This is a genomic window from Amycolatopsis aidingensis, assembly GCF_018885265.1.
Taxonomy (GTDB): Bacteria; Actinomycetota; Actinomycetes; order Mycobacteriales; family Pseudonocardiaceae; genus Amycolatopsis; species Amycolatopsis aidingensis.
Map to the genome: position 1 here is coordinate 4,338,577 of NZ_CP076538.1, position 12,840 is coordinate 4,351,416.

At 70.3% G+C, this 12,840-nt stretch carries 9 protein-coding genes and 1 pseudogene; 2 read left to right on the top strand and 8 right to left on the bottom strand.

Annotated elements, in window-relative coordinates:
* Positions 1-2: 2 nt before the first annotated feature.
* From KOI47_RS19915 to dxs, 3 genes and pseudogenes are all read right to left on the bottom strand, one after another.
* Positions 3-674 carry a response regulator transcription factor gene (locus tag KOI47_RS19915; RefSeq protein ID WP_216205618.1) on the bottom strand — a complete coding sequence of 224 codons (672 nt, stop codon included), beginning with the start codon at positions 672-674 and terminating at the stop codon, positions 3-5.
* Positions 675-773: 99 nt separating this feature from the next.
* Positions 774-1,646 carry a homocysteine S-methyltransferase gene (gene mmuM / locus KOI47_RS19920; protein ID WP_216205621.1) on the bottom strand — a complete coding sequence of 291 codons (873 nt, stop codon included), beginning with the start codon at positions 1,644-1,646 and terminating at the stop codon, positions 774-776.
* A 1-nt stretch (position 1,647) separates the two neighbouring features.
* Positions 1,648-3,575, bottom strand: a pseudogene (gene dxs / locus KOI47_RS19925) (1-deoxy-D-xylulose-5-phosphate synthase).
* Positions 3,576-3,796: 221 nt separating this feature from the next.
* Between dxs and KOI47_RS19930 the strand changes: the two are divergent.
* Both KOI47_RS19930 and KOI47_RS19935 read left to right on the top strand, forming a co-directional pair.
* Positions 3,797-5,275 carry an aldehyde dehydrogenase family protein gene (locus KOI47_RS19930; protein WP_216205625.1) on the top strand — a complete coding sequence of 493 codons (1,479 nt, stop codon included), beginning with the start codon at positions 3,797-3,799 and terminating at the stop codon, positions 5,273-5,275.
* Between the two features lie 23 nt (positions 5,276-5,298).
* The gene (locus KOI47_RS19935) at positions 5,299-6,858 is read left to right on the top strand and encodes a GMC family oxidoreductase (RefSeq protein ID WP_216205627.1); all 1,560 of its coding nucleotides are present in this window, start codon (positions 5,299-5,301) and stop codon (positions 6,856-6,858) included.
* Positions 6,859-6,862: 4 nt separating this feature from the next.
* Here the strand turns inward: KOI47_RS19935 and KOI47_RS19940 are convergent, their stop codons facing one another.
* Genes KOI47_RS19940 through KOI47_RS19960 form a run of 5 tightly spaced genes read right to left on the bottom strand, consistent with a single transcriptional unit; the run spans position 6,863 to position 12,782 of the window.
* Positions 6,863-7,822, bottom strand: coding sequence for an ABC transporter permease (locus tag KOI47_RS19940; RefSeq protein WP_216205630.1), 960 nt, complete (start codon positions 7,820-7,822; stop codon positions 6,863-6,865).
* A 27-nt stretch (positions 7,823-7,849) separates the two neighbouring features.
* Complete coding sequence (locus KOI47_RS19945) at positions 7,850-8,791, bottom strand: ABC transporter permease (protein WP_216205633.1); 942 nt, start codon at positions 8,789-8,791, stop codon at positions 7,850-7,852.
* Positions 8,778-9,896, bottom strand: coding sequence for an ABC transporter ATP-binding protein (locus KOI47_RS19950; RefSeq protein ID WP_216205636.1), 1,119 nt, complete (start codon positions 9,894-9,896; stop codon positions 8,778-8,780). Before KOI47_RS19950 ends, KOI47_RS19945 begins: the two co-directional genes overlap by 14 nt.
* Positions 9,893-10,957: an ABC transporter ATP-binding protein gene (locus KOI47_RS19955; protein ID WP_216205641.1), complete on the bottom strand. Its 1,065-nt coding sequence runs from the start codon at positions 10,955-10,957 to the stop codon at positions 9,893-9,895. The genes KOI47_RS19950 and KOI47_RS19955 overlap by 4 nt, the downstream gene beginning before the upstream one ends.
* A gap of 19 nt (positions 10,958-10,976) precedes the next feature.
* On the bottom strand, positions 10,977-12,782 hold the full coding sequence (locus KOI47_RS19960; protein WP_216205644.1) for an ABC transporter substrate-binding protein: 1,806 nt from the start codon (positions 12,780-12,782) through the stop codon (positions 10,977-10,979).
* Between the last annotated feature and the right edge of the window lie 58 nt (positions 12,783-12,840).

Below are 12,840 nucleotides of genomic sequence, written 5' to 3' on the forward strand. Positions count from 1 at the left end.
GGTCACCGCTGGCCGGCGTCGGGCACGCGGTACCCGGAGCCGACCACCGTCTCGATGATCCCCGGCTCACCCAGCTTCTTCCGCAATGTCATCACCGTCACTCGCACCGTCGTGGTGAACGGATCGGCGTTCTCGTCCCACACCCGCTCCAGCAGCTCCTCGCTGCTCACCACGGAACCGCCCGCGGAAAGCAGCACCTCGAGCACGCCGAACTCCTTGCGGGTGAGCTCCACCGGCCCACTCGACCTGCGTACGGTACGCCGCGCCGGATCCAGCTCGACATCGCCCGCGGTCAGCAGGGGCGGCGCCGCCGGGGTGGCGCGCCTGCCGAGGGCACGCACCCTGGCGACCAGTTCCGGGAAGGCGAACGGTTTGGCGAGGTAGTCGTCGGCCCCCAGGGACAGGCCCTCCACCCGGTCGGCGACGGCGCCGCTCGCGGTCAGCATGAGCACCCTGGTCAGCTCGCCGGAACCGACGATCTCCTTGCACAGCTCGTCGCCGGACATCCCGGGCAGGTCGCGGTCCAGCAGGACGACGTCGTACCGGGTGATCGCCGCCTTCTCATGCCCCTCGTCGCCGGTGAACGCGATATCCACGGCCATGCCCTCGCGGCGCAGGCCGCGCGCGATCGCCTCGGCGAGGGGCTCTTCGTCCTCAACTACCAGAATCCGCACGTCAACACCGTGCCACAGATTCCTGAGAGCTACCTGGGTGACCCGCGCGGCTCACCGGCTCACCCAGCGCGACACCGGCCACGGTTCCATCCGGTTCGGTCACCGCCGTGGGCTCAGGGCGGCGATGTCTGCGGGACGCACGCGGCAGCAGCCGCCGACGATCGTGGCGCCCGCGGCGATCCAGCGGGAGGCCTCCGCCGGGGTGAACCGGGAGGTGCCGGTCCAGCGGCGGGTGGCGGGGTCCCAGCCCTCGCCGCTGTTCGGGTAGGCGATCACCGGCTTGCCGGTGACCTCCCGTGCCACCGTGACCGCCTCCGCCACCTCCGCCGGATCGCAGCAGTTCACTCCCACCGCGAGGACCTGGTCGTTGCCCGCAGCCACCGCGAAGGCCTCGGCAAGCGGCTGCCCCGCACGGGTCCGGCCGCCGGAGATCGTGTACGAGAGCCAGGCCGGTGTGTCGAGCCCGGCCACGGCGGTGAGCAGCGCCGCGGCCTCCTCCACATCCGGCACCGTCTCCAGCGCCAGCACGTCCGGCCCGGCCGCGGCCAGCGCCTCCGCCCGCGGCCGGTGCACGGCCACCAGCTCCCGCCTGCTGAGCCCGTAGCGGCCCCGGTACTCCGAGCCGTCGGCGAGCAACGCGCCATACGGCCCGAGCGAGGCGGCGACCCACCGCGGCCCGGCTCGCCTTGCCAGCTCGACACTGCGGCCCAGCAGCCGCTCGGCCGCCACCCGATCGACACCCCTGGCCGCGAAACCGGCGAACCCCGCCTGGTAGCTGGCCGTGATGACGATGGCCGCGCCGGCCCGGACGAACGCGGCATGCGCGGCCACGATCTCCTCCGGCGCGTCCACCAGCAGCCGGGCCGACCACAGCGCGTCGGAGAGATCGTGTCCCCGTGCCTCCAGCTCCGTGGCGAGCCCGCCGTCCAGCAGCAGCGGCCTCTCGGTCAGTGCGGCACCGAACGGCGACACGCTAGTCGTGCGCGGAGCGGAACTGCGGCGGCGCGACCGCGCCCGGCCGCGGCTCGCCGATCACCTCGGCCGCCCAGCCGGTTACCTTGCGGGCCACGTCCTGTGCGGTCAGCCCGACCGCGGCGAGCACCTCGTCCCGGGATCCGTGCGGATGGAACTCCTGCGGGACGGCGAGATCGCGCAGCGGGATGTCGTATTCGGCGTCCCGCAGCGCGGTCGCCAGCGCGGAGCCGAAGCCACCGTGCCGCCCGCTGTCCTCCACGGTGACCACCATCCGGTGCTCCCGGGCCAGTTCCACCAGCTCCCCCGGCACCGGGAGCACCCACCGGGGATCCACCACGGTGACCCCGATGCCCTGGTCGGCGAGCCGGTCGGCGGCGGTGAGGCCGAGCCTGGCGAACGCGCCGACCGCGACCAGCAGCACGTCCTGCCCGCCCGGCTCCGGGGTACGCAGCACGTCCACCGGGCCGATCCGGCGCTGCGCGGGCACCGACTCCACGACCCCGCCCTTGGAGAACCGCAGCACGCTGGGCCCGTCGTCGATGGCCACCGCCTCGCGCAGCTCCTCGCGCAGGGTCTGCGCGTCCCGCGGTGCCGCCACCCGGATGCCGGGGACCATGCCGAGCAGGGACAGGTCCACATGCCGTGATGGCTGGGGCCGTCCGGGCCGGTGATACCGGCCCGGTCCAGCACCACGGTCACCGGCTGGCGGTGCAGTGCCACGTCCATCAGCAGCTGGTCGAAGGCACGGTTGAGGAAGGTGGAGTACACCGCGACCACCGGGTGCATCCCGCCCATCGCCAGCCCCGCCGCCGAGGTCATCGCGTGCTGCTCGGCGATGCCGACGTCGAACCAGCGGTCCGGATGGGCCTCGGCGAAGGTGTGCAGCCCGGTGGAGCGCAGCATCGCGGCGGTGATCGCCACGACGTCCTGGCGTTCCTCGCCGATCCTGGCCAGCTCGCTGCCGAACACCGAGGTCCAGCTCGTGCCCTTGGCCGGCGGCTTGCCGGTGGACCGGTCGATCGGGTCGGTCTGGTGCATCTGGTCGGCCTCGTGGTTCACCGCGGGCGGGTAACCGTGGCCCTTCTCGGTGACCGCGTGCACGATCACCGGGCCGCCGAAGGCCCTGGCGTTGTGCAGGGCCTTCTCCAGCGCCGTGAGGTCGTGCCCGTCCACCGGGCCGAGGTACTTCAGCCCGAGGTCGGAGAACATCCGCTGCGGGCTCAGCGCGTCCTTCAGGCCCGCCTTGGCCGCGTGCAGCGCGGCGTACAGCGGCCTGCCCACCACCGGGGTGGACTGCAGCAGTTCGCGACCGCCGTCCAGCAACCGCTCGTAGCCGGGCTGCAGCCGCAACGCGGCCAGGTGCTCGGCGAGACCGCCGATGGTCGGCGAGTAGGAACGCCCGTTGTCGTTCACCACGATGACGATCGGCCGGTGCGGGTCGGCCGCGATGTTGTTCAGCGCCTCCCAGCACATGCCGCCGGTGAGCGCGCCGTCACCGACCACCGCCACGGCGTGCCGGTCCTCGCCGGCGAGCTGGAAGGCCTTGGCGAGACCGTCGGCATAGGACAGGGCGGTGGAGGCGTGACTGTTCTCCACCAGGTCGTGCTCGCTCTCGGCGCGGGCCGGGTACCCGGCGATCCCGCCCTGCTGGCGCAGCCCGGCGAACTCCGCGCTGCGGCCGGTGACCGCCTTGTGCACGTAGGACTGATGCCCCACGTCGAACAGCACGGCGTCCCGCGGGGAGTCGAACACCCGGTGGATGGCGAGAGTGAGCTCGACCACGCCCAGGTTCGGGCCAAGGTGGCCACCATTCGTGCACACCTTGTCGACGAGGAAATCCCTGAGCTCGTCGGCCAGCCTGGTCAGCTCGCCCTGGTCCATCCGTTTGAGATCGGCCGGCCCGTGCACGGATTCCAGCAACGTCACGCTCCACCTCGCCCGTCGTCATTCGATAGGAGTGCTTCGGCCCAGTCTACGGAGCACCGGAGCCCGCGAATTTCCCCGAGCGGGTGACACCGGCCTCCCCGCTGGTCACCCGGCCGGGCACCAGCCGGACGTGGCCCGGATTACTACAGCGGAGGCGCCACGGACCACACCGCGTAGGATCTCGGCTGCTCCAATCGGCGGACATCAGGCGAGAGGGTTCGATGGCGGATTTCTTTATCGGTGGCCAGTGGGTGGCGGCCAGGAACGGCAGGACGCGGGACATCCACTGCCCCGCGAACGGCTCGCTGGTGGCGAGCGTGGCCGAGGGCAGCCGCGACGACACCGAGGCGGCCATCGCGGCCGCCCGCGAGGCCTTCGACAACGGACCGTGGCCTGCCACCCCGGCAGCCGAACGCGGGGACGTGCTGCTGCGCGCCGCCGAGCTGCTCCAGCGGCGCAAGGACAGCTTCGCCCGCGCCGAGTCGCTGGACACCGGCAAGCGGCTGGTAGAGAGCGAGTACGACCTCGACGACATCGCGGCCTGCTTCCGGTACTTCGGCAAGCTGGCAGGCCAGGACGCGGGCCGGGTGGTGGACACCGGCAACCCGGACGCGTTCAGCCGGGTGGTGTACGAGCCGGTGGGGGTCTGCGGGCTGATCACCCCGTGGAACTTCCCGCTGCTGCAGACGGCATGGAAGGTGGCGCCCGCGCTGGCCGCGGGGAACACCTTCGTGCTGAAGCCGAGCGAACTGACCCCGCACACCTCGATCCTGCTGATGCGCCTGCTCTCCGACGCGGGGGTGCCGGACGGGGTGGCGAACCTGGTGCTCGGCGCCGGGCCCGAGGTCGGCGCCCCGCTTGCCGAGCATCCGGACGTGGACCTGGTGTCCTTCACCGGCGGGCTGGTCACCGGCCGCCGGATCGCAGCGGCCGCCGCGGCCACGGTCAAGAAGGTGGCCCTGGAGCTGGGCGGGAAGAACCCGAACGTGGTGTTCGCGGACGCGGACTTCGAGACCGCGGTCGACTACGCGCTCACCGCGATCTTCCTGCACTCCGGCCAGGTGTGCTCGGCTGGAGCGCGGCTGATCGTCGAGGAGAGCATCCACGACGCCTTCGTGGACGAGGTGGTGCGCAGGGCCGAGCTGATCCGGCTCGGCGGGCCCTTCGACCCCGACGCCGAGACCGGCCCGCTGATCTCCGCGGCGCACCGGGAGAAGGTGGAGGCCTATGTGGCCGCCGCCATCGCCGAGGGCGCCGTGCTGCGCACCGGCGGCAGGCGCCCGGAGGAGGAGCGGCTGGCCGACGGCTACTACTACCTGCCAACCGTGCTGGACAACGTGCGGCGGGGTGGCACCGCGGTGGTCGAGGAGTCCTTCGGCCCGGTGCTGACCGTGGAGACCTTCACCGACGAGGACGAGGCGGTCCGCATCGCGAACGACACGCACTACGGCCTGGCCGGTGCGGTGTTCACCAACGACGCCGGGCGCGCCCAGCGCGTGGCCGGCAGGCTGCGGCACGGCACGGTGTGGATCAACGACTTCCACCCCTACCTGCCGCAGGCCGAATGGGGCGGGTTCAAGCAGTCCGGTTTCGGGCGCGAACTCGGCCCCAGTGGCCTCGCCGAATACCAGGAGGCGAAGCACATCTACCAGAACCTGCGACCCGCACCCGGGTACTGGTTCTCCGGCGAGCAGGCCTGACCAGGCCGAGGAGGATCGACGTCTTGAGCAGTGAGTTCGGCAGCGAGTTCGACTATGTCGTCGTGGGCGGCGGCACGGCCGGTTCGGTGGTGGCCGCGAGGTTGTCCGAGAACCCGGACGTGACCGTCTGCCTGCTGGAGGCTGGACCATCCGATGTGGACGATCCAGCCATCCTGGAACTGGACCGCTGGATGGGATTGCTGGAGTCCGGGTACGACTGGGACTACCTGGTCGAGCCGCAGGAGTCCGGGAACTCCTTCCTGCGCCATGCCAGGGCGAAGGTGCTCGGCGGCTGCTCATCGCACAACTCCTGCATCGCGTTCTGGGCCCCGGCCGAGGACCTGGACGAATGGGCCTCGCTCGGCCTGCCCGGCTGGTCGGCGGCGGACATCTTCCCGCTGTACCGGCGCCTGGAGACCAACGACGGCCCCGGCGAGCACCACGGCCGGTCCGGCCCGGTGACCATCCGCTCGGTGCCGCCGCGCGACCCGGCGGGGGCCGCGCTGCTGGAGGCCTGTGCCCAGGCCGGCATCCCGCGCGCCGAGTTCAACTCCGGCCGGACCGTGACCCATGGCGCCAACTGGTTCCAGATCAACGCGCGCGAGGACGGCACCCGCTCCTCAGCCTCGGTGTCCTATCTGCACCCGATCCTCGGCACCCGGCCGAACCTGCACGTGCGCACCGGGGTGCGCGCGAAGCGGCTCACCTTCGACGGCACCCGCTGCACCGGGGTCGAGGTGCTGACCGAGGACCTGCAGCACAGCGAGCGGATCACCGCCCGGAAGGAGGTGGTGCTCAGCACGGGCGCCATCGACGGGCCGAAGCTGCTGATGCTGTCCGGTATCGGGCCGGCCGAGCACCTGCGCGAGGTCGGGGTGGAGGTGCTGGTCGACTCCCCCGGCGTCGGCGCGAACCTGCAGGACCACCCGGAGGGCCTGGTGCAGTGGGAGGCCCGCAAGCCGATGACCACCGAGTCCACCCAGTGGTGGGAGATCGGGATCTTCACCACCACGCAGGACGGGCTGGACCGCCCGGACCTGATGTTCCACTACGGCTCGGTGCCCTTCGACCTGAACACCCTGCGGTACGGCTACCCGACCACCGAGAACGGTTTCTGCCTCACCCCGAACGTGACCAGGGCCCGCTCCACCGGCACGGTCCGGCTGAGCACCAGGGACTTCCGGGACAAGCCGAAGGTGGATCCGCGCTACTTCACCGATCCGCACGACATCCGGGTGATGACTCACGGGGTCAAGCTGGCCAGGGAGATCGTGTCCCAGCCCGCGATGGCCGAGTGGGCGGGCGCGGAGCTGGCTCCCGGCGCGGACGCGCGCAGCGATGACGAGATCGCCGACTACCTCCGCAAGACGCACAACACCGTCTACCACCCGGCGTGCACGGTGAAGATGGGCCCGGCTGGCGACCCGATGGCACCGGTGGACGCCCGGCTGCGGGTACGCGGGGTGGACGGCCTGCGCGTGGCCGACGCATCCGTCATGCCGTTCCTTGTCGCGGTCAACCCGTGCATCACCACCATGGCCATCGGCGAGAAGTGCGCCGACCTGCTGGCGGAGGACTCCTGAGCCCTCAGGAGAGACGGACGCGGGGGTCGAGGACGGCGTAGGAGAAGTCCACCGCCATGTTGGCCACCACGGTGCACACCGAGGCGATCATCACGACCCCGATCACGACGGGCAGGTCGCCCCGGACCACCGAGGTGACGGCCAGATAGCCGAGGCCCTGCAGCCCGAACACCTGCTCGGTGATCAGCACGCCGCCGACCAGGGTGCCGAAGTCGACACCGAACTGGGTGACGATCGGCGTGATCCCGCTGCGGAGGGCGTGCCGGACGGTGACCCGGCTCTCGCTGATCCCCTTGGCCCTGGCGGTACGGATGTAGTCCTCGCCGAGCGCGTCCAGCATCGAGCCCCTGGTGAGCCGGATGTAGGTCCCGGTCAGCACCAGCGCCAGGGTGATCCACGGCAGGATCAGATGCCGGGCCCACTGGGCCGGATCCTCCGACAGCGGAACGTAGGTCGCCGCGGGGAACCAGTCGATGCCCGCCAGGTGCAGTTGGTAGAAGAGGAAGTACAACAGCAGCAACCCGAGCAGGAAGGTGGGCATCGAGTAGAACAGCAGCGCGAAGGTGGTGGCGGCGCGGTCGGCGAGGCTGCGAGGCCGTAACGCGGACAGCACCCCGATGGAAACGCCGAGCACGATCCAGATGACGGCAGCACCCGCGGCCAGCGAGATGGTGACCGGCAGCGCGTCGATGATCTTCGCGCTGACCGGTTCGTCGCTGTAGTAGGAGTAGCCGAGGTCGCCGTGTAGCAGTCCCCACAGGAAGTCGCCGTACTGGTCGAGTAGTGGCCGGTCCAGGCCGAGATCCTCGCGGATCGTCCGCACCGTCTGGATGTCCGCCTGTCTGCCGGCAAGCTTGCGGGCCACGTTCTGCGGGGCGATGAAGAACAGCGCGAACACCACCACGCTGATGATCCACACGACCACGGCCCCGTACAGGGTGCGGCGAACCAGGAAGCGCAGCATGCGATAGCTCCTTTCGCCTGCCCGGCCTCACGCCGGGCCCTGCGCCTTCGGATCGAGTGCGTCCCGGATACCGTCGCCGAGCAGGTTGAATGCCAGGGTCGTGAGCAGCAGCGCCCCGCCGGGAAAGGCGAACAACCACGGCGCAACGGTGTAGTAGTCGATCGCCTGCCGCAGCATCACTCCCCACGCCGGTGTCCCGGGTGGCACGCCGAGACCGAGGAAGGAAAGGCTGGCGGAGAAGATGATGGCGATCGGCACCAGCAGGCTGGCGTACACCAGCACCGGGGCGAGCACGTTGGGCAGGATCTCGGTGAACATGATCCGCCGGTCACCGGCCCCGAGTGACCGGGCAGCTTCGACATACTCCTTCTCCCGGATGGAAAGGGTCTGCCCACGGACGATGCGCCCCACTGCGGCAAGGGTGAAGAACACGATGACGCCGACGACCAACCACAGGCTCGGCCCGAGCACCGCGGCCAGCGCGACACCGAACAGCAGGAACGGCATGGACAGGATGACGTCGAGCATCCTGGCCAGCAGGGTGTCGATCGCACCGCCGAAATAGCCTGCCGTGATCCCGATCGCGGTGCCGAGCAGGACGGCCGAGGCGCTGGAGGCGACCCCGATCAGCAACGAGATCCTGGTGCCGTGCAGCACTCGCACGAACACGTCCCTGCCAAGGCCGTCGGTGCCGAACAGGAACGTGGAGCTCGGCGGTTGCGGGATCCCGGAAGGGCTCAGCCCGATGTCCCGGTACTGCGCGCCGGGCGGGTGCCCGACCAGGTCGGAGACCACCCCGGCGAACGCGGCGGCAAGCCCGATGAGGACGATCACGGCCGCGGAGGCCATCGCCACCCGGTCCCGGCGGAGCCGTTCCCAGCCCAGGCGCCAGGGGCTGCGGCCCGCGATGCGGCTCTCTCGTCGCGGACCCGGTTCCTGCTCCGGTTCTCGCTGATCAGCCTCGGCCATCTCGTGCCGTCCCTTCCGCGCCCGCCCGGTCACCGGGATGGCCGGCGTGGCGGCGCGACTCGTCGGTGCTCGGGCGCTGCCGGGCGAGGTTCTCCCCCTCCGCGACCGGGAAGTGGCAGGAGGCGGCGTGCTCGGGCCGATCACCGAGCCGGGGCTCCAGCACCGGTTCCCGCTGCACGCAGTAGGGCGCCGCCTTGGGGCAACGCGGGTGGAAACGGCAACCGCTCGGCGGGTCGATCGGGGACGGCATGTCCCCGGAAAGCACGATCCGCTCTCGGCTCCGAACGGGCTCCGGGTCGGCCACGGGGATCGCGGACAGCAGCGCGTTGGTGTACGGATGCCGCGGCCGGTCCACCAGCTCACCGGTCGCGGCGACCTCGCTGACCTGGCCCAGGTACATCACCGCGATGCGGTCGCTGACGTGCTGCACCACCGAGAGGTCGTGGGCTATGAACAGGTAGCTGAGGCCGAACTCGTCCTGCAGATCGGCCAGCAGGTTGATCACCTGGGCCTGGATGGAGACGTCCAGTGCCGACACGGGTTCGTCGCAGACGACCAGCTGCGGCCGCAGCGCGAGCGCGCGGGCGATCCCGATGCGCTGCCGCTGCCCGCCGGAGAAGTCGGCCGGAAACCGGTTGTAGTGCTCAGGGTTCAGGCCCACCAGCTGCATCTGCTGCTGTACCCGCTGCCTGCGTTCTCGTCTGGTGTCGGTGCGGTGGATGGTGAACGGGTCGCCGATGATCGCACCCACGCGGCGCCGCGGGTTCAGCGAGCCGTACGGGTCCTGGAAAATCATCTGGATGTCCCGGCGCAGCGGGCGCATCCTGCGCCGGAACAGCCGGGAGATGTCTTGGCCGTCGAAGGTGATCGAGCCCGCGGTCGGCTGGTACAGCCTGGCGACGCATCGGGCCAAAGTGGACTTTCCGCAGCCGGTCTCGCCGACCAGTCCCAGTGTTTCGCCGCGGCGCAGCTCGAGGCTGACCCCGTCGACCGCCCGGACGTAGCTCGCGCCCCTGCCGAACCAGCCGGTTCCCTTGACCCGGAAGTGCTTGGCCACCTCCTCCAGCCGCAGCAGCACCTCGCCCCGGCTCTCCCGCCCGCTCACGATGCGCTCCCCAGCTGGGCGCGCACCACCGGGCCGCGCGCCGCCCGTGCGGCGGTGCTGCGCCGCTCATCCGCCCCGGTGCCGAGGCCCACGGCGTCCTCCGGCAGCCAGCACGCCGACCGATGGTCCTGGACCTGTGCCGCGCCCTCGACCGGGCGCAGCACAGGCGAGTCGGTGACACACCGGTCCATCACGAACGGGCACCGAGGATGAAACGGGCAGCCCGGCGGGACGGTGACCAGGCTGGGCGGCTGCCCGGCGATGGAGTCGATCCGGGTACCCCGTTCCCCGGACGGCAGGGAACGCAGCAGTCCCCTGGTATACGGGTGGTGCGGCGCCTGGTACAGGGTGCGCCGGTCGGCACGCTCCACCGGCCCGCCCGCGTACATCACCATGATCGTGTCGGCCATCTCGGCGACCACCCCGAGATCGTGCGTGATCACGATCACGGCACTGCCGGACTCCTCCCGCAGCCGGGTCATCAACGCCAGGATCTGTGCCTGCACGGTGACATCGAGCGCCGTGGTCGGCTCGTCCGCGATCAGCAGGGCGGGTTCCAGAGCCATCGCCATCGCGATCATCACCCGCTGCCGCATACCGCCGGAGAGCTCATGCGGGAACGCGTCCACCCGGCGATCGGGTTGCGGGATACCCACCCGGTCCAGCAACTCGATCGCCCTGGCCCGAGCGTCCCGCTTCGACACGTCCCGGTGCGCGCGGATCATCTCGATGATCTGCCAGCCGGCACGGTAATGCGGGTGCAGGCTGGTCAGCGGATCCTGGAAGACCATCCCGATCCGCGCGCCCCGGATCCGCCTGCGCTCGGCCTCGGCCATGGCGAGCAGGTCGCGCCCCTCGAAGTAGGCGTGCCCGGACACCCGCGCACCCCGGGTGAGCCCCAGCACGGTCTGCATCAGCACGCTCTTGCCGGAGCCGGACTCGCCGACAATGCCCAGGGCCTGCCCGGACTCGAGTTCGAATGAGGCGTCCCGCACGGCATGCAGCGTCCCGTCCGGGGTGGCGAAGGAGACGTTGATGTCGTCCACATCGAGCAGACTCATCGCTTCCCTCCGCTTCCGGCTAGCCGGCCAGCCACATATGCGTGACGTCCCCCAGCGCGTTCGGGAAGCCCGCGAAGCCTTCGACTCGGCGCGAATGGAACTGCGGGTTCTTCTGCCACATCACCGGCACGATCGCGGCGTCGGCGATGAGCTGCCGCTGGGCCTCCTCGAAGGCGGCGACGGCGTCCTCGGCGCTCGCCGCTGAGGTGGCCTCCTCGATCAGGCTGTTCACCCGCTCGCTGTCGTAGAACCCGTAGTTGGTGCCCCAGCTTTCGCTGTCCCGCTCGATGTCCCCGCTGTAGAACAGCGGCTGTAGGTAAGTCCGTCCATTGAGGCCGAACCAGTCGGGAATCCAGCCGGGGGCGGCGATATCCCAGGCGCCTCGCCTGGCGTTGTCCGGCACCTGGAGGAACCCGGAGTAGAAGTCGTCGCCGGGCACCGGCTCGGTTTGCAGGGTGATACCCACCCGTTGCAGGCTGTCCTTGAGCGTCTGGGCGACCTCGGGATGGTTACCCGCGTTGCGGTACTTCATCCGCAGGGTCAGCCCGTCGGGGTAGCCCGCCTCCGCGAGCAGCTGCCGCGCCCGCTGGACGTTGCCGGTGCCACCCTCGCTACCGTACGGGCACCCGAAGTTGTCGATATGGCCGCGGGACAGGGTCGGCATCACCTGGCAGGCGGGGCTGGCGACCTGCGGGCCGCCGTAGACCTGGATGATGGCGTCCTTGTTCACCGCATAGTTGATCGCCTTGCGCACGGCGGTCTTTCCGGTGGCACCGTCCTCGTTCGGGCTCACCATGTTGAACACGATGTACTTGTTGAACAGGCCGTTCTCCACCAGCTCCAGCCGGTCGTCGCCGTACAGGGTGGGCAGCTGGGAGGTCGGCGGCGGGGTGTCCCAGAGCAGGTCGGCGGTGCCAGCGGACACCTGCTGGAAGGCGGACTGCTGGCTCAGGCCCTCCTGCACGTGGATCCGGTCGAGATAGGCCTCGCGTACCCCGTCGGTGCCCTTCTCCCAGGCGGGATTCCGCTCCAGCACGATCTCGCTGCCAGGGTCGTAGCTCGTGACCTGATATGGGCCGTTGGACAGCACGTTCTGGTTGAACTCCTGGCTGCTCGGCACGTACTGGAGGTACTCCTCGGGAGCGGGCGTGGCGAAGTACTCCGCCATGATGTTGAGGAAGTCCGGGGTCGGGTGCAGCAAGGTGAACCTGATCGTCCGCTCGTCGACGACCTCGATCCCGGAGATCGCGTTGTCCCGGACGTAGTTCCCGATGGCCTCGGCGGTGCCCTCGACCTCGGAGAAGCCGTCACAGTACTGCCGCATACCCTCGATCGTGGAGGTGTAGTACGAAAGGGCACCACTCGGTTTGACCGGGTTGCATAGCCGTTCGATTCCGCGCTCCATATCGGCGGCGGTGACCTGGCGCGGTGGCTCGGTGTTCCACCGCACACCCTCCTTGAGGGTGAAGGTGTAGGTCGACCCGTCGGAGCTGATTCCGCCGTTGTCCTTGCTGGGCACCTCGGTCGCCATATCAGCGACGAGTTGCCCGGCCTCCTCGATGTCGTTGGTGGTGGGGTAGGTGATCAGTTGCCGGGTGAAACCGCGCATGAGCACGTAGTTCAGCGTGTAGTAGGAGAACGCGGTGTCCATGCTGGTGACATCGCCCTTGCCGACGATGTTCAGCGTGCCGCCCCGCTGCGGTTCGCCCCCGGCTTCGTCTCCGGCAGGCACACCGTCACCGCCGCAGGACGCGAGGGCGAGCGCTGCCACGGCCCCGAGGGCCACCCCGGTGGTACGACCGCGCCTGGTGTGCGCGTTCATCATCCGAACCTCCTGGCTTTCCCGCTCGTGGTCGGGTGCACCGGGGCGGGTTGCCAGTGGG